Annotated in this window: 27 protein-coding genes; 12 read left to right on the plus strand and 15 right to left on the minus strand. The window is 61.5% G+C overall.

Annotated elements, in window-relative coordinates; all coding sequences use genetic code 11:
* The first annotated feature begins 19 nt into the window (after positions 1–19).
* Positions 20–937: an AraC family transcriptional regulator gene (locus BT179_RS02060; RefSeq protein ID WP_072430369.1), complete on the plus strand. Its 918-nt coding sequence runs from the start codon at positions 20–22 to the stop codon at positions 935–937.
* Between the two features lie 21 nt (positions 938–958).
* On the opposite strand, the gene BT179_RS02065 is transcribed toward BT179_RS02060, so the two are convergent.
* The 4 genes from BT179_RS02065 to BT179_RS02080 form a co-directional block, all read right to left on the minus strand.
* A complete protein-coding gene (locus tag BT179_RS02065; RefSeq protein WP_072388939.1) occupies positions 959–1,846 on the minus strand; it encodes a LysR family transcriptional regulator in 888 nt (295 codons plus the stop codon).
* 4 nt (positions 1,847–1,850) lie between these two features.
* Complete coding sequence (locus BT179_RS02070) at positions 1,851–2,537, minus strand: cysteine hydrolase family protein (protein ID WP_072430368.1); 687 nt, start codon at positions 2,535–2,537, stop codon at positions 1,851–1,853.
* Positions 2,538–2,660: 123 nt separating this feature from the next.
* Entirely contained in the window at positions 2,661–3,521 is an 861-nt protein-coding gene (locus BT179_RS02075) for a TIGR03915 family putative DNA repair protein (RefSeq protein WP_072430367.1), read from the minus strand.
* Positions 3,512–4,732 (minus strand): putative DNA modification/repair radical SAM protein, encoded by a 1,221-nt coding sequence (locus tag BT179_RS02080; protein WP_072430366.1) that lies wholly within the window; start codon positions 4,730–4,732, stop codon positions 3,512–3,514. Before BT179_RS02080 ends, BT179_RS02075 begins: the two co-directional genes overlap by 10 nt.
* 151 nt (positions 4,733–4,883) lie before the next feature.
* Between BT179_RS02080 and BT179_RS26390 the strand changes: the two genes are divergently transcribed.
* From BT179_RS26390 to tal, 4 genes are all read left to right on the plus strand, one after another.
* Complete coding sequence (locus BT179_RS26390; RefSeq protein WP_092179576.1) at positions 4,884–5,054, plus strand: YhfG family protein; 171 nt, start codon at positions 4,884–4,886, stop codon at positions 5,052–5,054.
* Positions 5,054–5,653, plus strand: a complete 600-nt coding sequence (locus BT179_RS02085; RefSeq protein WP_072430365.1) for a putative adenosine monophosphate-protein transferase Fic — start codon at positions 5,054–5,056, stop codon at positions 5,651–5,653. Before BT179_RS26390 ends, BT179_RS02085 begins: the two co-directional genes overlap by 1 nt.
* A 109-nt stretch (positions 5,654–5,762) precedes the next feature.
* Positions 5,763–6,749: a tRNA dihydrouridine(20/20a) synthase DusA gene (gene dusA, locus BT179_RS02090; RefSeq protein WP_072430364.1), complete on the plus strand. Its 987-nt coding sequence runs from the start codon at positions 5,763–5,765 to the stop codon at positions 6,747–6,749.
* 178 nt (positions 6,750–6,927) lie between these two features.
* Positions 6,928–7,854 (plus strand): transaldolase, encoded by a 927-nt coding sequence (gene tal, locus BT179_RS02095; RefSeq protein WP_072388951.1) that lies wholly within the window; start codon positions 6,928–6,930, stop codon positions 7,852–7,854.
* Between the two features lie 97 nt (positions 7,855–7,951).
* Here the strand turns inward: tal and rssC are convergent, their stop codons facing one another.
* The 3 genes from rssC to BT179_RS02110 all read right to left on the minus strand — a co-directional run bounded on the left by rssC (position 7,952) and on the right by BT179_RS02110 (position 10,655).
* Positions 7,952–8,440: an anti-sigma factor antagonist RssC gene (gene rssC / locus BT179_RS02100; protein ID WP_072388953.1), complete on the minus strand. Its 489-nt coding sequence runs from the start codon at positions 8,438–8,440 to the stop codon at positions 7,952–7,954.
* Entirely contained in the window at positions 8,440–9,621 is a 1,182-nt protein-coding gene (gene rssB / locus BT179_RS02105) for a two-component system response regulator RssB (protein ID WP_072388955.1), read from the minus strand. Before rssB ends, rssC begins: the two co-directional genes overlap by 1 nt.
* A gap of 344 nt (positions 9,622–9,965) precedes the next feature.
* Positions 9,966–10,655 carry an MlaA family lipoprotein gene (locus tag BT179_RS02110; RefSeq protein ID WP_072430363.1) on the minus strand — a complete coding sequence of 230 codons (690 nt, stop codon included), beginning with the start codon at positions 10,653–10,655 and terminating at the stop codon, positions 9,966–9,968.
* A 201-nt stretch (positions 10,656–10,856) separates the two neighbouring features.
* Here BT179_RS02110 and BT179_RS02115 point away from each other — a divergent pair, with 201 nt between their 5' ends.
* Both BT179_RS02115 and BT179_RS02120 read left to right on the plus strand, forming a co-directional pair.
* Positions 10,857–11,477, plus strand: coding sequence for an HAD superfamily inactivated hydrolase PcrP (locus BT179_RS02115; protein ID WP_072388960.1), 621 nt, complete (start codon positions 10,857–10,859; stop codon positions 11,475–11,477).
* Between the two features lie 106 nt (positions 11,478–11,583).
* A complete protein-coding gene (locus BT179_RS02120; protein WP_072388962.1) occupies positions 11,584–11,850 on the plus strand; it encodes a DUF4404 family protein in 267 nt (88 codons plus the stop codon).
* Positions 11,851–12,016: 166 nt separating this feature from the next.
* On the opposite strand, the gene queF is transcribed toward BT179_RS02120, so the two are convergent.
* Both queF and BT179_RS02130 read right to left on the minus strand, forming a co-directional pair.
* Positions 12,017–12,847 carry an NADPH-dependent 7-cyano-7-deazaguanine reductase QueF gene (queF, locus tag BT179_RS02125; protein ID WP_072388964.1) on the minus strand — a complete coding sequence of 277 codons (831 nt, stop codon included), beginning with the start codon at positions 12,845–12,847 and terminating at the stop codon, positions 12,017–12,019.
* Positions 12,848–12,908: 61 nt separating this feature from the next.
* The gene (locus tag BT179_RS02130; protein ID WP_072388966.1) at positions 12,909–13,430 is read right to left on the minus strand and encodes a copper-resistant cuproprotein CopI; all 522 of its coding nucleotides are present in this window, start codon (positions 13,428–13,430) and stop codon (positions 12,909–12,911) included.
* A gap of 159 nt (positions 13,431–13,589) precedes the next feature.
* Between BT179_RS02130 and BT179_RS02135 the strand changes: the two genes are divergently transcribed.
* Both BT179_RS02135 and BT179_RS02140 read left to right on the plus strand, forming a co-directional pair.
* Positions 13,590–14,270, plus strand: coding sequence for a heavy metal response regulator transcription factor (locus BT179_RS02135; protein WP_072430362.1), 681 nt, complete (start codon positions 13,590–13,592; stop codon positions 14,268–14,270).
* On the plus strand, positions 14,267–15,625 hold the full coding sequence (locus tag BT179_RS02140; RefSeq protein WP_072430361.1) for a heavy metal sensor histidine kinase: 1,359 nt from the start codon (positions 14,267–14,269) through the stop codon (positions 15,623–15,625). The genes BT179_RS02135 and BT179_RS02140 overlap by 4 nt, the downstream gene beginning before the upstream one ends.
* 165 nt (positions 15,626–15,790) lie before the next feature.
* On the opposite strand, the gene BT179_RS02145 is transcribed toward BT179_RS02140, so the two are convergent.
* From BT179_RS02145 to BT179_RS02155, 3 genes are all read right to left on the minus strand, one after another.
* Positions 15,791–17,035 (minus strand): lipoprotein-releasing ABC transporter permease subunit, encoded by a 1,245-nt coding sequence (locus BT179_RS02145; RefSeq protein ID WP_072388972.1) that lies wholly within the window; start codon positions 17,033–17,035, stop codon positions 15,791–15,793.
* A 61-nt stretch (positions 17,036–17,096) separates the two neighbouring features.
* Entirely contained in the window at positions 17,097–17,780 is a 684-nt protein-coding gene (gene lolD, locus BT179_RS02150; RefSeq protein ID WP_165887691.1) for a lipoprotein-releasing ABC transporter ATP-binding protein LolD, read from the minus strand.
* Positions 17,781–17,787: 7 nt separating this feature from the next.
* Entirely contained in the window at positions 17,788–19,038 is a 1,251-nt protein-coding gene (locus tag BT179_RS02155; RefSeq protein WP_072388976.1) for a lipoprotein-releasing ABC transporter permease subunit, read from the minus strand.
* A 94-nt stretch (positions 19,039–19,132) separates the two neighbouring features.
* Between BT179_RS02155 and BT179_RS02160 the strand changes: the two genes are divergently transcribed.
* A complete protein-coding gene (locus BT179_RS02160) occupies positions 19,133–19,729 on the plus strand; it encodes a PilZ domain-containing protein (RefSeq protein WP_072388978.1) in 597 nt (198 codons plus the stop codon).
* The gene (locus BT179_RS02165) at positions 19,726–20,448 is read left to right on the plus strand and encodes a glycerophosphodiester phosphodiesterase (RefSeq protein WP_072388980.1); all 723 of its coding nucleotides are present in this window, start codon (positions 19,726–19,728) and stop codon (positions 20,446–20,448) included. The genes BT179_RS02160 and BT179_RS02165 overlap by 4 nt, the downstream gene beginning before the upstream one ends.
* 42 nt (positions 20,449–20,490) lie before the next feature.
* On the opposite strand, the gene sthA is transcribed toward BT179_RS02165, so the two are convergent.
* Entirely contained in the window at positions 20,491–21,885 is a 1,395-nt protein-coding gene (gene sthA / locus BT179_RS02170) for a Si-specific NAD(P)(+) transhydrogenase (protein WP_053158653.1), read from the minus strand.
* Positions 21,886–22,103: 218 nt separating this feature from the next.
* The gene (locus BT179_RS02175; protein WP_072388982.1) at positions 22,104–23,102 is read right to left on the minus strand and encodes an FAD:protein FMN transferase; all 999 of its coding nucleotides are present in this window, start codon (positions 23,100–23,102) and stop codon (positions 22,104–22,106) included.
* 215 nt (positions 23,103–23,317) lie between these two features.
* Between BT179_RS02175 and BT179_RS02180 the strand changes: the two genes are divergently transcribed.
* The gene (locus BT179_RS02180) at positions 23,318–24,619 is read left to right on the plus strand and encodes an MFS transporter (protein ID WP_072430359.1); all 1,302 of its coding nucleotides are present in this window, start codon (positions 23,318–23,320) and stop codon (positions 24,617–24,619) included.
* A 92-nt stretch (positions 24,620–24,711) separates the two neighbouring features.
* Here BT179_RS02180 and BT179_RS02185 read toward each other — a convergent pair whose 3' ends face one another.
* The gene (locus BT179_RS02185) at positions 24,712–26,175 is read right to left on the minus strand and encodes a glyceraldehyde-3-phosphate dehydrogenase (protein ID WP_072388986.1); all 1,464 of its coding nucleotides are present in this window, start codon (positions 26,173–26,175) and stop codon (positions 24,712–24,714) included.
* Positions 26,176–26,296: the final 121 nt, after the last annotated feature.

The raw sequence follows: 26,296 nt of genomic DNA on the forward strand, positions 1-26,296 counted from the left end.
GAGATGACTGCAACCCGACATGGCAACCCAGCGCAGCTCCTTGCAAGCAGCACTCGCCGACCTCATCGGCGCACGGACGCCCCACACCGGCGACTTCCAGACGCCCATCGCCGGCCTGGGCTTGTTTCGACGTGAAGCCCCGGCGCCGCCGGCCATTTGCATGATCGAGCCGAGCATCGTGCTGGTGGCCCAAGGCGTGAAGCAGATCTGGATCGGCGGCCAGGCCTATGGCTACGACAATACGCGCCTGCTCATGACCTCCCTGGACCTGCCCGCCAACTCGGAAGTGCTCCAGGCGAGCCCGGAACAGCCCTGCCTGGGCCTGCTCATGAAGCTCGACTTGCGCCTGGTGGCCGACCTGATTGCCCAGGACAGCATGGCACCGTCCCGTGACCGGCCCTCCGGGATTGGCGCGAGCATTGGCCAGGCGACGCCGGATCTTCTCGCACCGTTCGTACGCCTGCTGGCCCTGCTGGACGAACCCGAAGCGATCCCGGTGTTGGCGCCGCTGATCCAGCGCGAGATCCACTACCGACTGTTGATCAGCGACCAGGCGGCCCGGCTGCGCCAGATTGCGTCCGTCGACAGCCAGGGCTACCGCATCGCCAAGGCCATCGACTGGCTGAAGTTGAACTACACCGACCCTGTCCGCGTGGAAGACCTTGCGGCGAGGGTGCAGATGAGCCCACCGACTTTCCACCATCATTTCCGCCAGCTCACCGCGATGAGCCCGCTTCAATACCAGAAATGGCTGCGATTGAACGAAGCCAAGCGCCTGATGCTCGACGAAAACATGGACGTGGCCAGCGCGGCCTCGAAAGTGGGCTATGAAAGCCCCTCTCAGTTCAGCCGCGAATATGGTCGCCTGTTCGGCCTGCCGCCCAAGCGGGACATCGCGGCATCGCGGGAGGCCGGTCGCGATATCAGCGTGGTCTGACAGCCAGAACCTGCCAGGGCATCAGCTCTTGTCGCGGTAATACTCCGCCATATGCTCGACGAACGCCCGGACCTTGGCCGGCAGGTGACGAGCATGGGGATAGAGCGCATAACAATGCCTCGACCCCAGGGTGTAGTCCGGCAGGATCCGCACCAACCTCCCCGCCAGCAGGTCGTCCTGTACCGTCGCCAGGGTAAACGCTGCGATGCCTGTACCAGCCAGGGCACCGGCGTGCAGAGCGGTGATGGTGTCCGAATGAAAGAAACTGGCGCAATCCCAACTGAACGACTCCCCTTCTTCGTTCACCAGCGACCAGCGGGTCGCCGACGCGTAGGTCAGGAGCCGATGTGCGTCCAGTTCAACCACGCTCCGAGGCAGGCCATGCTCGAACACGTAAGCCGGCGCCGCGACCAGCACTTGCGGCGACACGCCGAGCAAGCGGGCGACCAGGCTGCTGTCGGCCAGCGGTCCGCAGATGCGCAACGCCACATCGAACCCGTCGGCCACCAGGTCGACCAGCGGGTCGGAGCAGGACAGATCAATCCGGATGTCTGGATAGCGCTGTTGGAAAGCCGGCAGCCAGCGGCCCAGTTCCAAGGTACCCAGGGTCAGCGGGACGCTGATCCGAAGCAACCCGGAGGGACGTTCATGTTCCTGCGTCACCGCTTGGGACGCCGCGTCGACGCGATCCAGAATGTCCACGCAAGCGGCGTAATAGCGCTCCCCGGCTGCGGTGAGGCTCATGCGCCGGGTGTTGCGATTGAGCAGACGCACGCCCAGCGCGGATTCCAGCTGCTGCAAATGCCGCGAGACGGAAGAGTGGGTTGTATCGAGCCGCTCGGCCGCCGCCGAAAACCCTTGGGCCTCCACGATGCAGCGGAACACGCGCATGGCGAGCATCTGGTTCATGGCGTCAGCGCACCGGTAGTTTGAGGATCCGGGCAGTGGTCATGACATCGCCGAAAGTGTCCTCGACTTCAGCCAGCGCGGCTTTGTGCAACGCATCCTTGTCGATGGAGTCACCGTTGGTTCGGGTAATGGCACGGGTGGCCGATGCGTCGGACGCGACCAGCACGTTGTAACCCAGTGGCGCGGCGTCACGGGCGGCGCCGGCGACACAGGCGTGGGTCATGAGGCCGGAGATGATCAGGTTTTCGATACCGGCGCGCTTCAAGCGCTTGTCCAGGTCGGTACTGCCAAAGACGCTGACAGTGGTTTTCTGCAATACCTCATCCCTGGCCCTGGGCTGCATCTGCGGATGGAACTTCACGCCTTCACCCCCCTGGGCAAACACTGCCGATCCTGAGGGTGCAATGTGTTGAATGTGATAGACCGGCATTTTGTGCTCGTCGGCGAATGCAATCAGCTCACGGGCCTTGTCCAGCGCCGCTACGCCATCGGGAATCGGCATCTTGCCAGTGAAGTATTCGTTCTGGAAATCGATGATCAGTAACGCGGTCTTACCGGCGGGCAATTGGCTCACCGCCTGGGCACCCGACATGGCGCGGATGGTTGGATTGCTTTCAGCCAATGCCCCGGCACTGGCGATAATGCCGGAAAATGCACAGGCGGTGAGAAAACGGCGAGTAAAACGTTGCATGGAGAATTCCTTCTGGACAATGGACGAAGGAATGCTAGGGGGACCGGCGGAAATGGAACACAGCGCGGCCGAGACAGGACATGTTTGATTCTTGCACAAATGACGGCGCCCGATGGAATTTCGTCAAGTGGCTGGCCTGAGGACCTGGGCATCCACGACGATCCGCTTGCCAGCCTTTTCCCCCACCTCCAGCGCCTGTCCATCCCGCTGTTTGCCCTGGCGCGCCTGCCCCACCAACCGGGGGATCAAGTCGCCCTCTGGCAGGTGCTGCCAGAACCGCCCGGGCATATGCTGGCGCAACGCCTGGGGATTGAGCCTCGCCGGGTTGAAAATGTGCCGGTAGTAGGTGCGCCACAGTTCCGCGCCGGGGTCTTGGGCATGCTGCGCCCACTGCCGCCACTGTTCAGGGCAATGACGCTGGTAGTCCAGCTTGTGACCATCGTAGCGGATGCCGTCGCGGGGCGTTGCGATCAACCAGCGTTGGCGTCCCAGTCGCTCGGCAAAATGACCGCTCGCGCTTTCAAGGATGTCATGGGCCGGCTCGTGGAAGGACACCAGGTCCAGTTGCAACTGACCGGCGACTTCCTGTGGCAACGGTATGAAGCGCACGAAGGCGTGCAGATGATGGGCCTCGCGGCTGACCTGCTTGATCCGTCGCTGCAGCTCGCTTCCCAGGCGGTCACCGGCGAGCATCGCGGTGCGGTCGCCATGAGCCACCCGCCAGAGCACTTCATACAGCAGGTTCCAGCGTTGCTCGCCCCGATAACGACTGGCCTGTTCGAGCAATGGCAACAAAGTGGCCGGTACCCGTGTGCGAAACGGCCCCGGGTCTCGTGGCAATGGCGCCGGCACGGCGAGCAGGTCAACCATGGGCCCCTGGGCCCAGGTTACCTCGACCGGGTCGATACCGTGACCCAGCAGCGTTCGCGCCTGTTCCCGCCAGAGGGAGAAACTGTCGTCACAATCCAGCGCAATCATCCCCACAACCCCATCTGCACGGCTCGCTGGGGATCACGCAGACGTGCCCTCAACAAGCCGCTGCGCACCTGCGCATCGGCCGGCCGATAATCACTGGTGACGATGAACGGTCGCGCCTTCTCCAGTACACAACGCAACTGCACCAGGTCGTCATAACGAACGCGACGCTCCCTGCGCAGCGCAACCAGACGCTGCACGCTACGCAGGCCAATACCGGGAATTCGCGCCAGCAGGGCCGGCTCGGCACGGTTGAGATCCAGCGGGAAGACCTCACGATTGGCCAACGCCCAGGCCAGCTTGGGGTCGATATCCAAGTCCAGGTTGCCGGTCTGCCGCAACAACTCGCCGGCCTTGTAGCCATAGCCGCGCATGAGGAAATCAGCCTGGTAGAGACGATGCTCGCGCAACAGCGGAGGCGCCGCCAGGGGTACGCTGGCAGGGCTGTCAGGAATCGGGCTGAACGCCGAATAGTAGACCCGCCGCAGGCCATACCCCTGATAGAGCGACTCGGCATTGCTGAGGATGGCATGGTCATCGGTGGCATCAGCCCCGACGATCACTTGGGTACTCTGCCCGGCGGGAGCGAACCGGGGCGCCCGCGCTTCGCCAGCCACCGCTTGCTGTCCCTCCTGGATGGTGCCCATGGCCTGGCGGATCGTCGACAACTGCTTCTCCGGCGCCAGGCGCCTGAGACTCACCTCGGTGGACAGTTCGATGTTCACGCTCAGCCGGTCGGCCAGCCGCCCGGCCTCTTCGATCAACAGAGGATCGGCATCGGGAATGGTCTTGAGATGGATATACCCGCGAAACTGATGCTCCTCGCGCAGCAGCCGCGCCACCCGGATCAACTGCTCCATGGTGTAGTCGGCCGAACGAATGATACCGGAGCTCAGGAACAGGCCACTGATGCAGTTGCGACGATAGAAATCCAGCGTCAGGCGCACCACCTCCTCCGGCGTGAAGCGCGCCCGCGGTACATTGCTGGAACGACGGTTGACGCAGTATTGGCAGTCATACAGGCAGAAATTGGTCAGCAGCACCTTGAGCAATGAGACGCAACGCCCATCAGGCGTGTAGCTGTGACAGATCCCCATACCGTCCGTGGCCCCTAGCCCATCGCGGCCTCGCGAACTGCGCTTGGGGGCTCCGCTACTGGCGCAGGAGGCGTCGTACTTGGCGGCATCGGCAAGAATGCCGAGCTTGGCGATCAGTTGCATGGAAGCGATTCTCGATACTGGACATAAATACAGTATTTTGAGTCGCACGGCGATGCAAGCCCCGTCGGTCCACTCATCGCGCCAGAGGCTTTGGGGCCAGGCCGCGAGATGGGCTATAATCGGCTCACCCACGCAATCCGAGGTCCAGCCCATGGGCACTATCAGCCTTGAAGCCAAAAAGGCCTATGCAGCCAGAACCCGTAGATCCAACTATGCGGCCAGCCTGCGCCTGGAAGGCTTCAAAGTGGACTTCGCCGACGGCAACCTCAAGATGCCGACCCGCGAAGAAATCCTCAAGACCTTCACCAAGCCCAGAACCTGATGCTGGACAAATATGGCGTCGGTGAAGACGCCTACTGCTATCCCGGCTCCACTGTCCTTCGAAACAAACTCGACATTCGCGACGACGCCACCCTGAGCGAAGCCGAGCAGCAACTCACGGCCATCGCGGCGGACAGCGTCGAATTCAACCCTCCTCCCTACGACCTCGTTTACCTCCAGAACATCCATCGACGACTGTTCTCGGACTTGTATGAATGGGCCGGAGAATTGCGAACCGTCGGGATGGCCAAGCGAGATACGCGCTTCTGCCAACCACAGTTCATGGAAAAGGAAGCCGGCAAGATCTTCAGCCACATGGCCGCCGCCCACTGGTTCGAAGGCCTGCCCCGGGCAGACCTGATCATTGCCGTGGCCGACGCCTATTCCGATATCAACGTCGTACATCCTTTTCGCGAAGGCAACGGACGAGCCCAGCGCATTCTCTTCGAACACCTCATCATGAACGCCGGATTCGAGATCAGCTGGTGGGGGATCGAGAAGGAAGAATGGATCGTTGCGAACATCTCGGCCTACAACTGCGTGCCGGGCCCGATGCAGCAGGTATTCGAGAAGTGTATCGGGCCGGCCATCCAGGCCTGACGATGGGTTAGTCGGAAGGCGGTGATGGCTTCAAGGGATGAACGCCTACCGGCATCCCCGATACAACCCTGATAAACTTCGCCATTCGCCTCGTTGACTCAGATTGCCAATGTCCCTACAAACCGCTCCGCTCTCCCGTCGTTTTTCTGTTGCCCCCATGATGGACTGGACAGACGCCCACTGCCGCTTCTTCCTGCGCATCCTCTCGAAACACGCCTTGCTCTACACCGAGATGGTCACCACCGGGGCGTTGCTCAACGGCGATCATGAGCGTTTCCTGCGTCACCACGAAGCCGAGCATCCCCTGGCGCTGCAACTGGGTGGCAGTGTCCCGGTTGATCTGGCGGCCTGCGCGCGTATGGCCGAGGCCCATGGTTATGACGAGGTGAACCTCAACGTCGGCTGCCCCAGCGACCGGGTGCAGAACAATATGATCGGTGCGTGCCTGATGGGGCATCCGGGGCTGGTGGCCGATTGCGTGAAGGCGATGCGTGATGGGGTGTCGATTCCGGTGACGGTCAAGCATCGCATCGGAATCAATGGGCGCGACAGCTACGAGCAGCTATGCGAGTTCGTCGGGACGGTGCGCGAGGCGGGTTGCAGGAGTTTCACCGTACATGCGCGTATCGCGATTCTGGAGGGGCTATCCCCCAAGGAGAATCGCGACATTCCGCCCTTGCGCTATGACGTGGCGGCTCGGTTGAAGGCAGACTTTCCGGACCTGGAGATCGTGCTCAACGGCGGCATCAAGACGCTGGAGGCCTGCCATGAGCATCTGCAGACGTTCGACGGGGTGATGCTGGGGCGCGAGGCCTATCACAACCCTTATCTGCTGGCCGAGGTGGACCAACAGCTGTTCGGCAGCATGGAACCAGTCATCACCCGGGCCGAGGCCCTGGCGCGGTTGCGACCTTACATTGCCGATCATCTGGCCGCAGGCGGGGCGATGCATCACATCACTCGCCACGTACTGGGGCTGGGCACCGGGTTTCCGGGCGCGCGGCGGTTTCGGCAGTTGTTGTCGGTGGATATCCACAAGGCCAAGGATCCGCTGGCATTGCTGGATCAGGCCGCTCAGTTGCTGGAAGGGCGTTGATCGTCACTGGGTTTGAACCTGCGTGGTGTTTTGGCATCGTATTTACGGATACTCGCCCCGTCCATTCAAACAGCCGTTTTCAGGTTGTTGCCGCCGGGGCTGTCGATACCTCTTCACGCCCTTGAGTGGCTGTCAGCCCTCGGGTAATGTCAACAGACCCATAGGACAGAGCACGCTCATGACTTCCAAGCTGGAACAACTCAAGCAATTCACTACCGTCGTGGCCGATACCGGCGATTTCGAAGCTATCGCCCGCATCAAACCCGTGGACGCCACCACCAACCCTTCCCTGTTGCTCAAGGCTTCGGCGATGCACGGTTATGCCGAGCTGCTGAACGCCTGCGTGGCGGACTGCAAGGGTGATGTCGGCCTGGCCAGCGACCGTTTTGGCGTGGCGGTCGGCCAGGAGATCCTGAAGGTGATTCCGGGGCGTATTTCCACTGAAGTGGATGCGCGCCTGTCGTTCGACACCGACGCCATGCTCAAGCGTGCCCATCGCCTGGTCGATCTTTATGAGAAGGCCGGCGTCGGCCGTGATCGCGTCCTGATCAAGATCGCATCGACCTGGGAAGGTATCCGCGCCGCCGAGCAGTTGGAGCGCGAGGGTATCCAGTGCAACCTGACCCTGCTGTTCTCCTTCGCCCAGGCCGCGGCCTGTGCCGACGCTGGCGTATTCCTGATTTCGCCGTTCGTAGGCCGTATCTACGACTGGTACAAGAAGGCCAATGGCAACGATTACACCGGCGCCGACGATCCAGGCGTGCAGTCCGTGACACGCATCTACAACTACTACAAGGCCAATGACTACAAGACCGTAGTCATGGGCGCCAGCTTCCGTAACATCAATCAGATCGAACAACTGGCCGGTTGCGACCGCTTGACCGTCAGCCCGGAACTGCTGGAGAAACTGGCCGCCGACGAAGGCAAGCTGGAACGCAAGCTGGCGCCTGGACAGGCCGGTGAAGCACGCCTGAGCCTCAACGAAGCGCAATTCCGCTGGCTGTCCAACGAGGACGCCATGGCCACCGAGAAACTGGCCGAAGGTATCCGCCAGTTCGCTCGGGACCAGGAGAAACTCGAGGCGCTGCTGCAAGCCAAGCTCTAAGCGCAGTCGAAACAAGAAGGGGGCGAACCTGGATGGGTTCGCCCCCTTTTTTCATTGCATCAATCCGCAAGCCTTGATGTCGGCCCACGGAGATGAATCAAGAGCCAGGTCGTTCCAGCGCATTCACCAAGTCATGGAACGCCTCACGATTGGACTCGTTGAGCCCCATCAGGATCTTGTGGGCTTCCAGTACCTTGATCCGCACGTCTTCTTCGGATTGGTCCTGATCAGGCAGGTCGTCCAGGCACTCGGGGCACGGCACCGGGTCACCGACGATGTTGAACACCTGGTCGAAGCCCATCGACTGCAAGAGGCGGGTAATGTCGCTGTGGGTGGTGACGACGGTCGGCAGCAGGCCGACCTTTTGCCGCGACAGGATCGACAACTTGGCCAGCAGGCCAAGGGTGGTGCTGTCGATACTGCGGGTTTCAGTCAGGTCGATCACGATGGCATTGAAATTCAATGCAGTGAAGATCCGCTCAATAGTCGCATCCAGCGCCGAACAAAGGGTCAGACGCACTTCACCGACAAACTTCAGGACAAATGTGCCGTCCTGCTCGGCGAACTGGATTCTACCGGTACTCATCAAAGGTTCCTGCTCAACACTAACAGGGCGATATCATCCGGCATCTCCCCTAGCGTAGCTAATCCAAACACTTGCCGCAGACCTTCCAGGCTGCCGCCCGCAGCACTCACCCGTTCAGGCAAGGCCGCTTCTTTCTCTTTGAGTGTAGGCTCCGACAAAAGATCCAGAATGCCATCAGACATCAGCGTCAGGCTGAATACGGGTGGCAATTCCAGTACGTGGTCCTCGTAGGTCGCCTCGTTGAAAAGGCCCACCGGCAGACCACGCCCTTCCAGATACCGAACACTGTCCGGGGTGTACAACACAGGCAACGGCAGATGGCCGCCGATGCTATAGGTCAACAAGCCCGTCTCCTCGTCGATGACTCCACCGACCATGGTGACATGTTTACCCAGCTTACAACTGATCAGGCCCCGGTTGATATGCCCCAGGACCTCCGAAGGCTTGAACTCCGGCAACGTGCCATTGCGCTTGGACTCGAACAGCAGGCGCGTGGTCATGAATTTCAGCAGCACCGTCACGAACGCCGACGAGGCGCCATGACCGGAAACATCTGCCAGGTAAAACGCTACTCGCCGCTCATCGACCCGAAAGTAGTCCACGAAATCACCCGACAGGTATAACGACGGGATGATCTGGTGGGCAAAATGGAAGTCGTCGACCGACCAGGGGCTGACCGGCAGCATGTTCATCTGCACCTGACGCCCGGCGTTCTGGTCTTCCTGCAGCAGGTTCAGGCTGGCTTCCAGCTCGCGGTTGGCGGTTTCCAGTTTTTCGCGGTAGCGCTGGTTTTCCACCATCAGCCGCGAACGGTCCAGGGCCCGGCGCACCGAGTGTTCTAGCACGGCCAGGTCTTCCAGGGGTTTGATCAGGTAATCCGCCGCGCCCAGGCGCAAAGCCTCGACCGCGTCGTTCATCACACCCGCGCCCGAGACCACGATGACGGGTGTCTGCGCGGAGATCTCGGCGACCTGGCGAATGAGTTCGAGTCCGCCCATCTGCGGCATGCGCAGGTCGCAGATGACCAGGTCGGGCTTGTCTTGCTCGAATACCTGAAGACCCTGTTGGCCGTTGCTGGCCTGCAGGACGCTGAAACCACTGTCTTCCAAGTAGGCTGCGAGGCTGGCTCGCACCACTTCGTCATCATCGATTATCAGCAGCGTGGCACTGGTTTTTGGCATGTGGGCAAACGGCGCCAGAATTAGGTTGGCGTAGCGGGCTGGGCTGTCGGGCCGGGCGCGCACTACTGGATTCGCTTTCTAGCCTCTCTGTCGTACAGCTTTCAGGCGTTTGCCCTACACACGTTTACATCAGAGGTGCCCTTCTAAGGCGCAGACGGTACTCCCATCCGCGGGGCGTTTCAAGCTCATGCGGATAGCCGCTTGCCGTCTTTATTTGTCAAAGTACAGAGAGTTATAAGAACCGAGCGAAGCGTAACTCAATGGAAGGATAAATCCCGCCCGATGCACCCCGAAAGCACGAAAGGCGGCCTTTCGGGGCCGCCTTTCGTGCGCAGCAGGGTGGATCAGAAATCGTCCACTACCTGACCGTCCTTGACCTTGAACTCACGGTTCTGCAAGAAGGCATTGCGGATGAATACGTACTTGTCACCGGTCACCATCTTCTCGGCCGACAGCAGGCTGGCGCGGGTGTCGACGATGTTCAGGCCGAAGATCGAGTTACGCACCGAGACGTTGTCGATATAGGGATACGGCGTGGTGTAGCTGTCGACAAACCTGGCCGGGGCATCGCGCAAGGTGCTTGGGCCCAGCAACGGCAGCATGACATAGGGACCACTGTCGAGTCCCCAATAGCCCAGGGTCTGGCCGAAATCCTCGTCGTTGCGCTGCAGGCCCATCCTGGTGCCTACGTCAAAGAAGCCCAGCAGGCCGAAGGTGGTGTTGAAGATCAGTCGGGCGGTGTCGACTCCGGCGGCGGCCGGCTTGCCTTGCAGCACATCGTTGGCCAGGTTGCCCACGTCGCCGATGTTGCGGAACATGTTGTGGATACCGTCTTCGAGGAATTGTGGCGTTACATATTGATAACCCTGCGCCAGCGGTTTGAGCGCATAGGTGTCGACGGTATCGTTGAATTTGAAGATCGGCCGGTTGATGCTTTCCCAAGGATCTTCTTCCGTGGCGGCCTGGGCGGCGAACGGTACCAGCAGAACACCGGCAGAAAGACACAGCTGAGCTAGACGATGGCTCCAGCGCATAGGGGAAAACTCCTTGGATTGTTCAGGCAAGGGCGCCGAGCCCAGGCGGTGAGGTGGCTAGTATAAAGCGGAACGTGTCGATAGGCAGCAGGGTAAAGGAATATGCCTGTAGGACCTTTCTTTCATCCAGCGCCTTCATTTCCCTGTCACAGAGCTGTCATCGAGGGCCGGTAGGCTCCAGGTTATTTCAAGGACGTTCCCATGCCCCGCGCCGAAGCCCTGCCCCTTCCCGCTCCCAGTCTTACCGCCGTACTGTTTGGCCTGAGTGGGTGCCTGGTGGATTTCGGAGCGCGGGTTCGTCAACCGGGTGCGAAACCGGCCGAGCATGCCCACCCGACGCCCGGTGCGCTGGAAAGCCTCCACCGCCTGCAACTTCAAGAGATACCCTGCGCCTGGCTCGATGAACTGCCTCCCGCCGTCAGCCATGGCCTGGCGGCGTCCTTGCCGGCGTGGATCAAATCGCCGCAACTTCCTGCAACAAATAATCCGTGGCCAGCGCCCCATGCCTGCTGGCAAGCATTGATGGCCCTGAACGTCCAGCAACTGGACGGATGCGTCCTGGTGAGCGGCGAACCCCGGTTGTTGCAGTCCGGACTCAACGCCGGCCTATGGACCATCGGTCTCGCATCCTGCGGCTCGCTGTGCGGCCTGGCGCCGGCGCAATGGCAGGCCCTGGACCAACAGCAACGCGAAATCAGGCGGGCCAAGGCCACCGTGCAATTGTTCGGCCTGGGGGTGCATTCGGTGATCGATCATTTGGGCGAACTCGACGCCTGCCTGGCCGATATCAGCCTACGTCGGCTCAAAGGCGAGAAGCCCTGACCCGGATCATGCAGGTTGTGCGGGGGTGGATTACTCTTAAAGCAGGCCATGGACCTTTGACGAAGCGTCGCGGTCCATGGCTGTGCCGATCAATAAGGAGTACGCCATGCCTGGCCGCGACGATTTGCAAAAACAGCTCGACCAACTGCGCGATCAATTGGAACAGAACCCGCCGCTGTCCGAACCAGAACGCGAGAACCTGCACCAGTTGATGACTCAGATCGAGGCCGAAATCGAACTGGAAAACACTCTTCAGGACAACAGCCTGGTCGACGGCGTGAACCTGGCCGTGGAACGATTCGAAGTCGAACACCCTACCATCGCCGGGACCCTGCGCAATATCGTGCAAGCCTTGGGCAGCATGGGTATCTGACCCCTGCGCATGTAAAAAGCCCCACTTTCGACAGTGGGGCTTTGCGTTACTCACGAACTCAAATGCGATCCTTCGTGGGGCCTGCTCGCGATTGCGTACCGTTGCTCAACCCCAAGGCTGAATGCGGCGCCCTCATCGCGAACAGGCTCGTTTCCCCGTCGGCGTTTCATTGACGGACCAGACGACGATTCGGCAATTGCATCGCTTCGGTGCTGCGATACGGGTTGATGTCCAGTCCACCACGGCGCACATAACGCGCATACACCGTCAATTTCTCCGGCTTGAGCAAACGCTGCAGGTCGAGGAAGATCCGCTCCACACACTGCTCGTGAAAATCCGAATGCTGGCGGAAACTGACGATGTAGGCCAGCAGGCTGGCGTGATCCAGGGCCGCGCCGCGATATTCCACCGCCACGCTGCCCCAATCCGGCTGGCTGGTGACCGGGCAGTTGGATTTGAGCAAATGACTGTGCAGGCTTTCCTCGACGATGCGCGACGCGTCGCAACGCAGCAACTCCGGGCGCGGATGCGCGTAGGAATCGACGCTGATGTCCAGGTCGTCGATGCAAGTGCCGGGCAGTGCCACGATGCCTTCGCTTTCCACCTCCTGGAGGCTGCGAACCCGCACCGCCACCGGCTTGCCGGCCGCGGCCGAAAGGTCCTGGCGCAAGGTCGCCTCCAGGCTTGCGGTATCGGCGAACGGGGTCTGGTTCAAGGAGTTGAGGTACAACTTGAAGGACTTGGACTCGATGATATTCGGCGAATCCGCCGCAATCGCGAACTCACCGATAGCCACCACCGGCTTGCCGGAAGGCAGCAGCCACGACAACTCGAAACAGTTCCAGAAATCCACGCCCTTGTACGGCAGGGTCTCGGCCGTCAGGCCCAGTTCCGCCCATTTCGCGGTGCGCGGGATCGGGAACAGCAGTGACGGCGTGTACGTGGCGATGTATTCGCTGGATTTGCCCAGCGGCGAATGTTCGGCTGCGGGATGCATGACGGAAACCTGACTGAATAATCAGCGGATTCTATCAGCCTTTGCCAGCGCCTTTGAGTGCTTACTGTCTGACGGTCAGGTCACCCTTCATTCCCGCCTGGTAATGGCCGGGAATATTGCAAGCGAACTCCAGGCGAGTGACCTTGCTGAAGGTCCAGGTCAGTTCGGCTGTCTTGCCCGGCTCCACCAGCACGCTGTTGGGATCGTCGTGGCGCATGCCTGCCTGGCCGTGGCCCATGGCGCTATGGTCCATGCCCTGCTTCATCGCGGTCGGCATCAACTGTCCGTTCTGTTGCATCTTGAGCATCTGCTGCTGGTGTTCGGCATGCATGGCCGCGTCGCCCAGGTTGAATTCGTGGAGTAACTGGCCTTTATTGATCAATACGAAACGCACGGTCTCCCCGGCCTTGATATCGAGGGACGCGGGCGAAAAGGTCATGTCCCCCATCACCACTTCGATACTGCGACTGGCCTTGGCCGCCGGCGCTGGCTGGCCAAAATCGACATGGCCTGGCGAGGCCCATGACGGCGCACTGAGGACGATTGCACAAGCAGCCAGGATCAGGCGTTTACCCATTAACATGTTCAGACTCCCAAGGGATGAGGTTCAGCTTGTGCGAAACTCTATCGCCGTGCGCCTGCCAATCGGCTGACGGCTCGATTACAACTTTGTCAGGTTGCACCATGGCCCTGCGTGCCACGGTATAACGCCCTCGTTCCAATCCTGCCTCGAGCCGCCACCATGAAATTGCTGATCGTCGAAGACCAAACGAAAACCGGCCAATACTTGCGCCAGGGCCTGAGCGAAGCCGGGTTCAATGCCGACCTGGTGGCCGATGGCATCACCGGCCAGCAACTGGCCCTGAGCGGTGAATACGCCCTGTTGATCCTTGACGTGATGCTGCCCGGACGCGATGGCTGGCAGATTCTGCAGGCCGTACGCGGCGCCGGGCTGGATACTCCGGTGCTGTTTCTCACCGCGCGGGACGCTGTCCAGGACCGGGTGTATGGCCTGGAACTGGGCGCCGACGACTATCTGGTCAAGCCCTTCGCGTTTTCCGAATTGCTGGCACGGGTCCGCAGCCTGTTGCGTCGCGGCGGTTCGTCGCCCCAGGAAACCAGCCTGCAACTGGCCGACTTGCGCCTGGATCTGATCCGTCGCCGCGTCGAACGCAGCGGTCGGCGCATCGACCTCACCGCCAAGGAATTCGCCCTGCTGGAGATGCTTTTGCGGCGCCAGGGCGAGGTGCTGCCCAAGTCCCTGATCGCCTCCCAGGTCTGGGACATGAACTTCGACAGTGACACCAACGTCATCGAAGTCGCGATCCGCCGCCTGCGGATCAAGATTGACGACGAATTTCCCAGCAAGCTCATCCACACGGTGCGCGGCATGGGCTATGTGCTCGAAGAGCGAAGCCTGTGAAGGCCCGGTGGTCCTTGAGCAGTCGCCTGGCGCTGCTGTTCGCCGCCTGCACCGCCGTGGTGTCGCTGTTTGCCGGGGTGCTGTTCAGCCGCGGCAGCGAGGCGCACTTCATCGAGCTGGATCAACAGTTGCTGGAAGGCCGGCTGATCGGCTTGCGCCGGGCCCTGCAGGATCTCGACGCCGAGCAGACCCGCAGGCGCCTGGAGGATGAACTCAGCCGCCAGGCCGACCTTGCGTTGCGTATCAAGGACAGCAATGGTGTGCGCTGGTACGACAGCTCGATCCGGATTCCACAGCAACTGCCGGAAAGTCCTGGCCTGTCGACCCTCAGCGATGCAGACACCGACTACCGGGTGCTGAATGCGCCACTGGACCCCAACCGTCCCGGCTCGCCACAACTGACGCTGCTGCTGGACATCACCCACCACCAGCATTTTCTGCAACGCATGCAGCGCCTGATCTGGTTGACCGTGGGCCTCTCCGCCCTCGCCACCGCCCTGCTGGGCGCCTGGGCCGCACGACGCGCCTTGCGGCCGTTGCGGCGCATGGGGGCCATTGCCGGCAGCGTCTCGGCCCGCTCCCTCAACGCCCGCCTGCCCGAAGAGCAGATGCCTGCCGAACTGGCCGAATTGGCCCACAGCATCAACGCCATGCTCGAACGCCTTGACGATGCGTTTCAACGGCTCTCGGCGTTCTCCGCCGATATCGCCCATGAATTGCGCACGCCGCTGTCGAACCTGTTGACCCACACCCAGGTCACCCTCACCCGGGAACGTCCGCTGGAGGACTACCGCGAAGCGCTGCACAGCAATCTCGAAGAACTGCAATGGATGGCGCAAATGGTCAACGACATGCTGTACCTGGCCAAGGCCGACCATGGCCTGCTGGCGCCCAACCGTGAGCCGCTGTTACTGGCGGCGGAAGTGGATGTGCTGCTGGAGTTCTTCGCACCCTTGGCCGAAGACGCCAATGTACGGCTGAACCGGGAAGGCGACGGTCGCGTGGAGGGGGATCGCAGCATGTTGCGCCGGGCCTTCTCCAACCTGCTGGACAATGCCTTGCGCTTCACCCCCGGCGGCGGCGAAGTGCGCCTGCGGATCCTTGACGGCCCGCATGCGCTGAAGATCTATGTGGAGAACAGCGGCGAAGGCATTCCAGCAGACCTGCTGCCGCGCCTGTTCGATCGCTTCTATCGCGCCGACCCGGCCCGCCGGGAAGGCAGCAGTGAACATGCGGGGCTGGGCCTGGCCATTACCCGCTCGATCATCCATGCCCACGGCGGGCATATCCACTGCGAGTCGGCCGATGGCTGGACACGCTTCATGATTGAATTGCCGAAGGCAGGCCAGCCCTGACACAAGACCCTGTGGCGAGGGGATTTATCCCCGCTGGGCCGCGAAGCGGCCCCCAAAAACAGTCAATTCAACCTGTCTGATGTACCGAGCTTCAGGTTCAGGGCTGCTTTGCAGCCAACGGGGTAAATCCCCTGGCAACAAGGGCCCTGCAGCCGGTCCTGGATATCAGGAATACCGCAACGCCTGCGCCGGCTCGGTCTTCGCCGCACGCCAGGCCGGGTAGATCGTGGCGAGGAAGCTCAGGATAAAGCCGGCGGCACAGATCAGGATCACGTCGCCACGCTGAAGCTCCGACGGCAGGTTGCTGATGAAATACACATCGGAACTGAAGATGTGCTGGCCACTGACCCGCTCCAGCCATCCCACCAGCTCGCTGACATTCAACGCCGCGATCACCCCCAGCACTCCGCCGATCACCGTACCGACGACGCCGATTACCGTACCCTGGACCATGAAGATCGCCATGATCTGCCGCGGCGTGGCGCCGATGGTCCGCAGGATCGCGATGTCCGCGCCCTTTTCGTTCACCACCATGATCAGGGTCGCGATGATATTGAACGCCGCCACTGCGACGATCATCAGCAACAGCAGGCCGATCATGGTCTTTTCCATTTTCATGGCACTGAACAGGCTGCCCTGGGTGTGGGTCCAGTCGTCCGCCTTGTAGCCTGCGCCCAGGCTGCTGGCGATGTCGCCAGACACCTTGGGCGCGGCGTACAGGTCCTTCACCGCCAGACGCACGCTCTGCACCTGGTTCGGCTGCCAATGCTGCATCTGTGCGGCGTCGGCCAGGTGGATCAGCGCCATGGAACCATCCAGCTCGGCGCCCACCTTGAACACACCCACCACGTTCAGTCGCTGCATGCGCGGAGTGATTCCCCCCGGCGCGGTGCTGACTTCCGGCACGATCAAGGTCAGTTTGTCGCCGACGTTCAAACGAAAGCGTCGAGCCGTGATCTCACCGATCACCACACCATATTCGCCCGGTTTCAAGGCATCGAGACGCCCCTGGACAATATGCTGGGCCACGATGGACACCTTGCCTTCCTGGGCCGGATCGATACCGCTGATCTGGATCGGCTGCATCGAGCCCTTATGGCTGAGCATGCCTTCCATTTCGGTGAACGGCACGGCCGCCGTCACCTGGGGATTGTTCAATGCCGCGGCGGCCACCGGTTGCCAGTCATCGATGGGATTGACCCCGACGATGGTGGCGTGGGGCACCATGCCAAGGATGCGCGAGCTCATTTCGCGCTGGAAACCATTCATGACCGAGAGCACCACGATCATCGCCAGCACGCCCAGGGCGAGGCCGATCATCGACGTCATGGAGATGAATGAAACGAAGCGATTGCGACGCTTGGCGCGGGTATAGCGCGTGCCGATAAAGATCGATAACGGTCTGAACATTCGGGGCACCGTAAAAAGATAAATGACCCGGCGCATGGATGCTGCGCCGGGTTCCGGTCGGTCAGATAGGGGTCAGGCAACCTTCCTGCAGATGCAGCACGCGGTCCATCTGCCGGGCCAGATTCATGTCGTGGGTAACCACCAGGAACGCGGTGCGCAACGAGGTGCTGAGCTCCAGCATCAGGTCCTGGATGCCTTGGGCGGTGTGGGAATCGAGGTTACCGGTCGGCTCGTCGAGCATCACCAGGCCCGGCTTGTTGACCAACGCCCGGGCAATCGCCACCCGCTGGCGCTCGCCACCGGACAGTTCGGCCGGCTTGTGTTCAAGGCGGTGCCCCAGCCCGACCCGCTCCAGCAACGCCGTGGCCCGCTGGCGAGCTTCGGGAATCGCGGTACGGCCGATCAGCAACGGCATGCAGACGTTTTCCAGTGCGGTGAATTCCGGCAACAGATGGTGGAACTGGTAGACGAAGCCCAGGGAACGGTTGCGCAGCAGGCCGCGGCCCTTCTCGTTCAGCGCCGAGAGTTCCTCGCCCGCCAGCCAGACACTGCCGGCGGTGGGCGTGTCGAGACCGCCCAGCAGATTGAGCAAGGTACTCTTGCCCGACCCGGACGTGCCGACAATCGCCACGCGCTCACCCGGGAACAGCTCCAGTTGCAGGCCCGACAACACCACTACCGACTCCGGGCCCTCCTCGTAGGATTTACCCAGGTTGCGGCAGCTCAAGATCGCTTTTTCACTCATGCCCGACTCACTCATAACGTAACGCCTCCGCAGGCTGGGTGCGTGCGGCACGCCAGGCTGGATACAGGGTGGCGAGGAAACTCAGGATCAACGCGGCGCCGCAGACCATCACCACGTCATCGGACTGCAATTGCGACGGCAGGTAGTCGATGAAGTACACGTCGGCGTTGAGGAACTTGTGGCCGATCAGGCCTTCGAGGGCGGCAATCGCGGCGCTGACGTTCAGCGCGGCGAACATCCCGACCAGGGCGCCGACAATCGTGCCGATCACACCGATGACCGTGCCCTGGACCATGAAGATGCGCATGATCTGCCCCGGCGTGGCACCCAGGGTGCGCAGGATGGCGATGTCGCCCTTCTTGTCGTTCACCACCATCACCAGCGTGGAAATGATGTTGAACGCGGCCACGGCGACGATCAGCAGCAACAACAGGCCGATCATGGCTTTTTCCATGCGGATCGCCTGGTACAGGTTGCCGTGGGTACGGGTCCAGTCGCGGGCGTAATAACGATCTTCGCCAAGCTGCTGGGCGATGTTCCAGGCGACACGGGGCGCCTGGAACAGATCGTCGAACTTCAACCGCAACCCCTGGACCTGATCCGGTTTCCAACGATGCAGGCGCGCCAGGTCCTGGAGGTTGGTGACCCCCAGGTAGCCGTCCAGCTCGCCGGCACCGACATGGAAAATGCCGACCACGGTAAAACGCTTCATGCGTGGGAACATGCCGCCGGGGGTCACGGTGACCTCCGGTGCGACGAACGTCAGCTTGTCGCCGATGGCGACGCCGAGCTTGGTCGCGGCCTTGTCGCCGATGACGATGCCGAAGCTGCCCGGCGCCAGGTCGTCCAGCCGGCCCTGCCGCATGAAGTTGTCGATGATCGACACCTGCCGTTCGAGCCCGGGGTCGATGCCGTTGAGCAACACCTTGGACACCTTGCCGTCGTTGGTCAGCAGCCCCTGCATCTGGGTGAAAGGCGCCACGGCCAGCACCTGCGGATTGTGCTTGACCTGGGCGGCCAGGCTCGGCCAGTCGCTGATGGCCTCGCCGGATTCGACGGTGGCATGGGGCACCATGCCCAGTACACGGGTGCGCATTTCATGATCGAAGCCGTTCATCACCGACAGCACGACAATCATCACGACCACGCCAAGGGCCAGGCCGATGATGGACGTCAGGGAAATGAACGATACGAAATGGTTGCGGCGTTTTGCACGGGTATAACGCGTGCCGATAAATACGAAGAGAGGTCTGAACATGTCGGGGCTTGTTCGGAGGGAAAAGGAACGTCCTTGTGGCGGGGGTCACAAACCAGCTTTACACTCAGACCACCGCCGCTACCATGGGTTCGCCATGTCGACATTAGATGAAGAAGATCGCCGCGAATACTACCGTATCGAGGACACGATCGCACTGGAAATTCAGCCCCTGTCGATTCCTGAAGCCGCCAGCCAGGAACTGTTGCAGGATGCTTCTCCATTATTCAATCTGCTCAGCGAACTGCACCTGAGCGAATTCGAGTCACAACACCTGCTGCGCCAGATCAGCGAGCGCGAACGCAGCATCGCGGCGTACCTCAAGGTGATGAACAAACGCATCGACCTGCTCAGCCAGGTGATTGCCCTGACGGTGCTGGGGGAGATCGGCGAGCCACAACCGGTGATCATTTCCGAAGGCGGCATCGACTTCCAATACCCCACGCCCATTGCCGTCGGCGCGCACCTGTCCATCAAACTGGTGCTGATGCCCCAGGCCCTGGGCCTGTTGCTGCGGGCGCGTGTCACCCACTGCGATCCCAAGGGCGATGGCTATGATGTCGGTACCGAGTTCGAACACCCGACCGACGGCCAGCGCCAGTTGCTGGCCCGCTACATCCTGCAGAAACAGGCGCAAGAACGTCGCCTGGCGCGAGAACTGAACGAATCAGGTACCCATAAGGAACAACCGTGACCCTCATCTATGGCCACCGCGGCGCCAAGGGCGAAGCGCCGGAAAACACCCTGACCGGTTTTCAGGAATGTCTCAAGCACGGCGTGCGCCGTTGCGAACTGGACCTGCACCTCTCCATGGACGGCGAGTTGATGGTGATCCATGACCCGACCCTCAAGCGCACCACGGATCGCCGGGGCAAGGTGGTGGAACATACCGCCGCCGAGCTGGTGACCTACGATGCGCGCAAAGGTGGCCCGGGCTGGATCACGCCGTGCCCGATCCCGCGCCTCGAAGAGCTGTTCGAGAAGTGTGATTTCGAGCATTGGCAACTGGAAGTCAAAAGCGCGTCACGCACCCGGGCGGCGGCGACGGTGCTGGGCATTCGCGAAATGGCCCAGCGCTTCGGGCTGCTGGACAAGGTCACCATCACGTCCAGTTCCCGGGAGGTGCTCAAGGCTGCCCTGGAGCTGACCCCGGACATTTCCCGTGGCCTGGTGGCGGAATACGCCTGGCTCGACCCGTTGAAGGTCGCGCAGAGCTATGGCTGTGAGATTCTGGCGCTGAACTGGACCCTGTGCACGCCGGAACGCCTGATCAAGGCGCAGCGTCAGGGCCTGCATGTGTCGGTGTGGACCGTCAACGAGCCCGCGCTCATGCGCAGGCTCGCCGACTTTGGCGCTGACAGCCTGATTACAGACTTTCCCGGTTTGGCCACTGCCACGCTCGAGAATTGCTGAAATCGGTCTCCCCGGCCGGCTCAGGCCACCGGCCGGAGCCGCTCAAAAAAGCCGGTTGAGCCCGTCGTAGGCCGCTACCCGATAGGCTTCGGCCATGGTCGGGTAGTTGAACGTGGTGTTGACGAAGTACTTCAGCGTGTTCAGCTCGCCAGGCTGGTTCATGATCGCCTGGCCGATGTGGACGATCTCCGAGGCCTGGTAGCCGAAGCAGTGCACGCCCAGCACTTCCAGCGTCTCGCGGTGGAACAGGATCTTGAGCATGCCTTGCGGCTCGCCGGCGATCTGTGCCCGCGCCATGCTCTTGAAGAAAGCCTTGCCCACTTCGTACGGCACCTTGGCCTGGGTCAGCTCCTGCTCGTTCTTGCCGATGGAGCTGATCTCCGGAATGGTGTAGATACCGGTCGGAACGTCGTTGACGAAGCGCCAGCTGCCATTGTCGACGATGCTGCCGGCGGCCGAACGACCCTGGTCGTGGGCGGCACTGGCCAGGCTCGGCCAACCGATCACGTCACCGGCGCCATAGATGTTCGGCACGCAGGTGCGATAGTTTTCATCGACTTCGATCTGGCCACGGCTGTTGACCTTCACGCCGATGTTTTCCAGGCCCAGGGCGTCGGTGTTGCCGGTACGGCCATTGCACCATAGCAAGGCGTCAGCCTTGATCTTCTTGCCGGACTTGAGGTGCAGGATCACGCCGTTGTCCACACCCTCGACACGGTCGTACTCTTCGTTGTGGCGCACGGTGATGTTGTTGTTGCTGAAGTGATAGCTCAGGGCCTGGGAGATTTCCGAATCCAGGAAACTCAACAGCTGGCCACGGTTGTCCACCAGTTCCACCAGTACCCCAAGGCCGCTGAAGATCGAGGCATATTCACAACCGATCACGCCGGCGCCATAGACGATCAGCTTACGCGGGGTATGGCCCAGGCTCAGGATGGTGTCGCTGTCGTAGATCCGCGCATGGTTGAAGTCGATATCGGCCGGGCGATACGGGCGCGAACCAGTGGCGATGATGATGTGCTTGGCCACCAGCTTTTCCACGACGCCGTTGCCACAGACCACTTCGACGGTCTGCTCGTCGGCGAAGCTGCCGGTGCCGAAGAACACATCCACGCGATTGCGAGCGTAGTAGCCGGTACGCGAGGCCACTTGCTTGGAAATGACTTTCTCGGCGCTCTTGAGCACGTCCGGGAAGGAAAACCAGCGCGGCTCGCCGATCGCCCGGAACATCGGATTGGTGTTGAATTGCATGATCTGCCGGACCGAGTGACGCAAGGCCTTGGACGGGATGGTGCCCAGGTGGGTGCAGTTGCCGCCGACCTGCCGACGGCTGTCGACCATCGCCACCTTGCGCCCTGCCTTGGCGGCGTTCATTGCCGCGCCTTCCCCCGCCGGGCCGGAACCCAGTACCACCACGTCGTAGTTGTAGACAGCCATGCGTACTCCTCAGAACAGGCCGCGGCGCCGGACTTGGCGACCACGGCTAAATCACGCCGTTTGCGGCATGAAGGAACAATTTGGGGCCGGTTCACGAGCCCGGCCACAGTCTATAGAAGCGTCAACGCCGCGCACATTACCCCTTGGTCGCGTCCTAGGCTAGGGGGCACCCCCTTTTGCCTGCGCCATTTCGCCACACCTACCCTTTCACCAGCCTGTCATCGTTGGGCTTTGCCGGTGCTAAACCGTTCAAATGCATCATTGGTGCGGATGACGAAGCGCCCCTGCTCCCGCACCACGAAAAATACCCCGATACCGTGTTTTTCGGCATAGTCCCAGCCCCTTTCCGGGCCGAGAATCAGCAACAGCGTCGATAGTCCATCGGCCATCAACGCCGAAGGATGAATCACAGTCACTGACGCCAGGTTGTGTCGGACCGGCGAACCGGTGCGTGCGTCGAGCGTGTGGGAATAACGCGTTCCGTCCTGTTCGAAATAATGACGGTAGTCACCGGACGTCGAAACCCCATAACCATCGACCTCGATGACACGCTCGGCCACCTGCCGGTCGTCCCGGGGTTCTTCCAGGGCGACTCGCCAGGGCGCGCCATCGGGCTTGTGTCCGGCAGCCTTGAGCTCTCCCGTGGCTTCCACCAGGTAGCTGTCGATGCCCAGGGCCTGGAGCCTGGCGGCGATCCGGTCCACGGCATGGCCCGCGGCGACGCTGTTGAAATCGACTTCCACCGCGGCGTCCTTGCACAACCGCTCACCGTCGATACGCAGGTGCCCGTAGCCGACACGCTGCCGCGCCTGGGCCAGGGCTTGCGCGGTTGGCACCTTTTCTTCCCGGGACTGGGGGCCGAACCCCCACAGGTTCAACAACGGCTCCACCGTCAGGTCGAAAGCCCCCTCGCTGTCCAGGGACAACCGTTCCCCCACTCGTATCAGTTCCAGGACCGGCCCGGGCATGACCTTGCAACTGTTGGCCGGCAACCCGTTGAAAAGCTCGATCTCGGAATCGCTGCGATAGGTCGAGAACTGCCGGTCCACTTCGGCGAGGATGCTTTCCACCTCGCCCTGCAGCGCTTTCGGGCCAGGGGCGGCGGAATGCCTGACGTATTGGACAGAATAACGACTACCCATGGTGGGCCCGTCGAATCGCTCGAGGGTGTCGCCGTTGCCGCAGCCGGACAAGGCAGCAACCAGGACCACAAGCATCTCCCTGCGTCCAATTAACAAATCTTCATCTCCCCTCAAAACCGCGCCCGCCATTATGGGCGTCAGCGCGTGCATGCGCGAATCTGTGGAAGCGAACCTGGTCGTGATAGTGGAGAGTCAGTCGCATGGGTGCTGATTGATCCGTCGCCACCGCCAGCAGGCTCGCTCCCACAGGTACTGCGATTCCTACAAGATTTGCCAGAGTGAGTACCGACATGTCTTCCAACACGAGCAGCGCCAAGGCGATCTTTCGCGTGGTCAGCGGCAATTTTCTCGAGATGTTCGACTTCATGGTCTACGGCTTCTACGCCACGGCCATCGCCAGGACGTTCTTTCCCACCGACAGTGCCTTCGCTTCGCTGATGCTGTCCCTGGCCACGTTCGGCGCCGGGTTTCTGATGCGTCCGCTGGGGGCGATCTTTCTCGGCGCCTATATTGACCGACACGGTCGCCGCAAGGGACTGATCATCACCCTGGCGATGATGGCCGCGGGCACCTTGCTGATCGCCTGTGTGCCAGGTTACGCCACCCTGGGCGTGATGGCCCCGCTGCTGGTGCTGCTGGGGCGGTTGCTGCAGGGCTTTTCCGCCGGTGTGGAATTGGGCGGTGTGTCGGTGTACCTGGCGGAAATCTCCACGCCGGGACGCAAGGGTTTCTTTGTCAGTTGGCAGTCCGCCAGCCAACAGGCCGCCGTGGTGTTTGCCGGGCTGCTGGGGGTGGCCCTCAATCATTGGCTGAGCCCCCAGGAAATGGGCGAATGGGGTTGGCGCGTACCTTTCCTGGTGGGCTGCATGATCGTGCCGGCCATTTTCGTGATCCGTCGCTCTCTGGAGGAAACCCCTGAGTTCCAAGCAAGAAAACACCGCCCCACCCTGTCGGAAATCATCCGCTCCATCGGTCAGAACTTCGGCATCGTCCTGGCCGGCATGGCGATGGTGGTCATGACCACGGTGTCGTTCTACCTGATCACCGCCTATACCCCGACCTTCGGCAAGGCCGAATTGAACCTGTCGGATCTGGATGCCTTGCTGGTCACGGTATGCATCGGTCTGTCGAACTTCTTCTGGTTACCGGTGATGGGTGCGTTTTCCGACAAGATCGGACGCAAGCCCTTGCTGCTGGGAGCGACAATCCTGGCGATCCTAACGGCATATCCAGCGCTGTCATGGCTGGTGACGAACCCTAGCTTCAGCCATCTGCTGATGGTCGAACTGTGGTTCTCGTTCCTGTACGGATCCTACAACGGCGCCATGGTGGTGGCCTTGACGGAAATCATGCCGGTTGAGGTGCGCACCACCGGCTTTTCCCTGGCCTACAGCCTTGCCACCGCCACCTTCGGCGGCTTTACCCCGGCGGCCTGTACTTATCTGATCCATGAGCTGGGGAACAAGGCGGCTCCCGGCATATGGCTCAGTGGCGCGGCGGTGTTGGGGCTGGTGGCGACCCTGGTGCTGTTCAGGGGCAATCGTCATGAATTGCGCACTGCACAGGCTTCGATGGCGGGCGGCGCCAGATAAGTCCTGGCGCGAGCAGGCCTTGCGCAGGACATAAAGCTCAGACAAAAAAAAACGCCCCGACAAGTCGGGGCGTTTTCATGGGCGGCCTGGGCTTAGCGCGGGAACGCTGGCGGGTTTACACCGGCCATGTCTTCCATTACGCGAACCACCTGGCAGCTGTAACCGAACTCGTTGTCGTACCACACATACAGGACAACGCGGTTGTCGTTGCAGATGGTGGCTTCGGCATCGACTACGCCGGCGTGGCGCGAGCCTACGAAGTCGGTGGAGACCACTTCCTGCGAATTGACGAAATCGATCTGCTTGTGCAGTTCCGAATGCAGCGCCACATAGCGCAGGTACTCGTTCATCTCTTCGCGGCTGGTGGCTTTCTCCAGGTTCAGGTTGAGAATAGCCATCGACACGTTTGGCGTCGGCACACGGATCGCGTTGCCGGTCAGCTTGCCGGCCAGCTCAGGCAGGGCCTTGGCAGCGGCGGTGGCGGCACCGGTTTCGGTGATGACCATGTTCAACGCGGCGCTGCGGCCACGGCGATCGCCCTTGTGGAAGTTGTCGATCAGGTTCTGGTCGTTGGTATACGAGTGCACGGTTTCAACGTGACCGTTGACGATGCCGAACTTGTCGTTGACCGCCTTGAGCACCGGCACAATGGCGTTGGTGGTGCAGGACGCGGCGGAGACGATCTTGTCCTCGGCCGTGATATCGCCATGGTTGATACCGTGAACGATGTTCTTCAGCTTACCCTTGCCAGGCGCGGTCAGCACGACCCGGTCGATGCCCGGGCAGGCCAGATGCTGGCCCAGGCCATCAGCATCACGCCATACGCCGGTGTTGTCCACCAGCAGGGCGTCCTTGATGCCGTACTGGGTGTAGTCCACCTCGGTGGGGTTCTTCGCGTAGATCACCTGGATCAGGTTACCGTTGGCGCAGATGGTGTTGTTTTCTTCATCGATGATGATGGTGCCGTTGAACGAACCGTGGACCGAATCGCGGCGCAGCAGGCTGGCACGCTTGGTCAGGTCGTTCTCGGCGCCCTTGCGCACCACGATGGCCCGCAGGCGCAGGCCGTCGCCGCCACCGGTCTTCTCGATCAGGATGCGCGCCAGCAGACGGCCGATACGACCGAAGCCGTACAGCACCACGTCGGTACCTTTACGGGCCGAAGCGTTCTGTTGACCCACCACATCGGCCAGCTCTTCGCGAACGAACTGCTCGGCGCTGCGGCCATTGCCCTGGGCCTTGAACTTGACGGCCAGCTTGCCCAGGTCCACCGAGGCGGCACCGAGCTTGAGCTCGCTCATGGCCTTGAGCAGAGGGAAAGTTTCGTGGACGGACAATTCGCTGTCGTCAGACTGACGGTGGCGAGCAAAGCGGTGAGCCTTGAGAATCGCGATGACAGACTGGTTGATCAGGCTGCGGCCATAGATCGAGCTCACCACGTTGTTATTGCGGTAGAGCTGACCGATGAGAGGGATCATCGCTTCGGCGAGTGCTTCACGATCGATCCATTCACCAAGACACTGGTCGGGCTTCTGAGTCACGGGAACCTTCCACATGTAGGGGCTGAAAAAAGGGGCTACATTATGCCGCCGAGTCCACGGCTGAGCAATGCGCGCCTGTCGCGCCGTGGTTTTCCCCTTCGCCAGGGTAGTCTACGACTGACAGCCCCCCCTTTAC

The organism is Pseudomonas sp. NFACC43 (assembly GCF_900119645.1).
Taxonomy (GTDB): domain Bacteria; phylum Pseudomonadota; class Gammaproteobacteria; order Pseudomonadales; family Pseudomonadaceae; genus Aquipseudomonas.

What these genes read in the sequence shown, in the direction of transcription:
- BT179_RS02060 (WP_072430369.1), top strand. Translation starts at nt 20, where the DNA reads ATGGCAACCCAGCGCAGCTCCTTGCAAGCAGCACTCGCCGACCTCATC.
- BT179_RS02065 (WP_072388939.1), bottom strand. Translation starts at nt 1,846, where the DNA reads ATGAACCAGATGCTCGCCATGCGCGTGTTCCGCTGCATCGTGGAGGCC.
- BT179_RS02070 (WP_072430368.1), bottom strand. Translation starts at nt 2,537, where the DNA reads ATGCAACGTTTTACTCGCCGTTTTCTCACCGCCTGTGCATTTTCCGGC.
- BT179_RS02080 (WP_072430366.1), bottom strand. Translation starts at nt 4,732, where the DNA reads ATGCAACTGATCGCCAAGCTCGGCATTCTTGCCGATGCCGCCAAGTAC.
- BT179_RS26390 (WP_092179576.1), top strand. Translation starts at nt 4,884, where the DNA reads ATGGGCACTATCAGCCTTGAAGCCAAAAAGGCCTATGCAGCCAGAACC.
- BT179_RS02085 (WP_072430365.1), top strand. Translation starts at nt 5,054, where the DNA reads ATGCTGGACAAATATGGCGTCGGTGAAGACGCCTACTGCTATCCCGGC.
- dusA (WP_072430364.1), top strand. Translation starts at nt 5,763, where the DNA reads ATGTCCCTACAAACCGCTCCGCTCTCCCGTCGTTTTTCTGTTGCCCCC.
- tal (WP_072388951.1), top strand. Translation starts at nt 6,928, where the DNA reads ATGACTTCCAAGCTGGAACAACTCAAGCAATTCACTACCGTCGTGGCC.
- rssC (WP_072388953.1), bottom strand. Translation starts at nt 8,440, where the DNA reads ATGAGTACCGGTAGAATCCAGTTCGCCGAGCAGGACGGCACATTTGTC.
- rssB (WP_072388955.1), bottom strand. Translation starts at nt 9,621, where the DNA reads ATGCCAAAAACCAGTGCCACGCTGCTGATAATCGATGATGACGAAGTG.
- BT179_RS02110 (WP_072430363.1), bottom strand. Translation starts at nt 10,655, where the DNA reads ATGCGCTGGAGCCATCGTCTAGCTCAGCTGTGTCTTTCTGCCGGTGTT.
- BT179_RS02115 (WP_072388960.1), top strand. Translation starts at nt 10,857, where the DNA reads ATGCCCCGCGCCGAAGCCCTGCCCCTTCCCGCTCCCAGTCTTACCGCC.
- BT179_RS02120 (WP_072388962.1), top strand. Translation starts at nt 11,584, where the DNA reads ATGCCTGGCCGCGACGATTTGCAAAAACAGCTCGACCAACTGCGCGAT.
- queF (WP_072388964.1), bottom strand. Translation starts at nt 12,847, where the DNA reads ATGCATCCCGCAGCCGAACATTCGCCGCTGGGCAAATCCAGCGAATAC.
- BT179_RS02130 (WP_072388966.1), bottom strand. Translation starts at nt 13,430, where the DNA reads ATGTTAATGGGTAAACGCCTGATCCTGGCTGCTTGTGCAATCGTCCTC.
- BT179_RS02135 (WP_072430362.1), top strand. Translation starts at nt 13,590, where the DNA reads ATGAAATTGCTGATCGTCGAAGACCAAACGAAAACCGGCCAATACTTG.
- BT179_RS02145 (WP_072388972.1), bottom strand. Translation starts at nt 17,035, where the DNA reads ATGTTCAGACCGTTATCGATCTTTATCGGCACGCGCTATACCCGCGCC.
- lolD (WP_165887691.1), bottom strand. Translation starts at nt 17,780, where the DNA reads ATGAGTGAAAAAGCGATCTTGAGCTGCCGCAACCTGGGTAAATCCTAC.
- BT179_RS02155 (WP_072388976.1), bottom strand. Translation starts at nt 19,038, where the DNA reads ATGTTCAGACCTCTCTTCGTATTTATCGGCACGCGTTATACCCGTGCA.
- BT179_RS02160 (WP_072388978.1), top strand. Translation starts at nt 19,133, where the DNA reads ATGTCGACATTAGATGAAGAAGATCGCCGCGAATACTACCGTATCGAG.
- sthA (WP_053158653.1), bottom strand. Translation starts at nt 21,885, where the DNA reads ATGGCTGTCTACAACTACGACGTGGTGGTACTGGGTTCCGGCCCGGCG.
- BT179_RS02175 (WP_072388982.1), bottom strand. Translation starts at nt 23,102, where the DNA reads ATGCTTGTGGTCCTGGTTGCTGCCTTGTCCGGCTGCGGCAACGGCGAC.
- BT179_RS02180 (WP_072430359.1), top strand. Translation starts at nt 23,318, where the DNA reads ATGTCTTCCAACACGAGCAGCGCCAAGGCGATCTTTCGCGTGGTCAGC.
- BT179_RS02185 (WP_072388986.1), bottom strand. Translation starts at nt 26,175, where the DNA reads ATGTGGAAGGTTCCCGTGACTCAGAAGCCCGACCAGTGTCTTGGTGAA.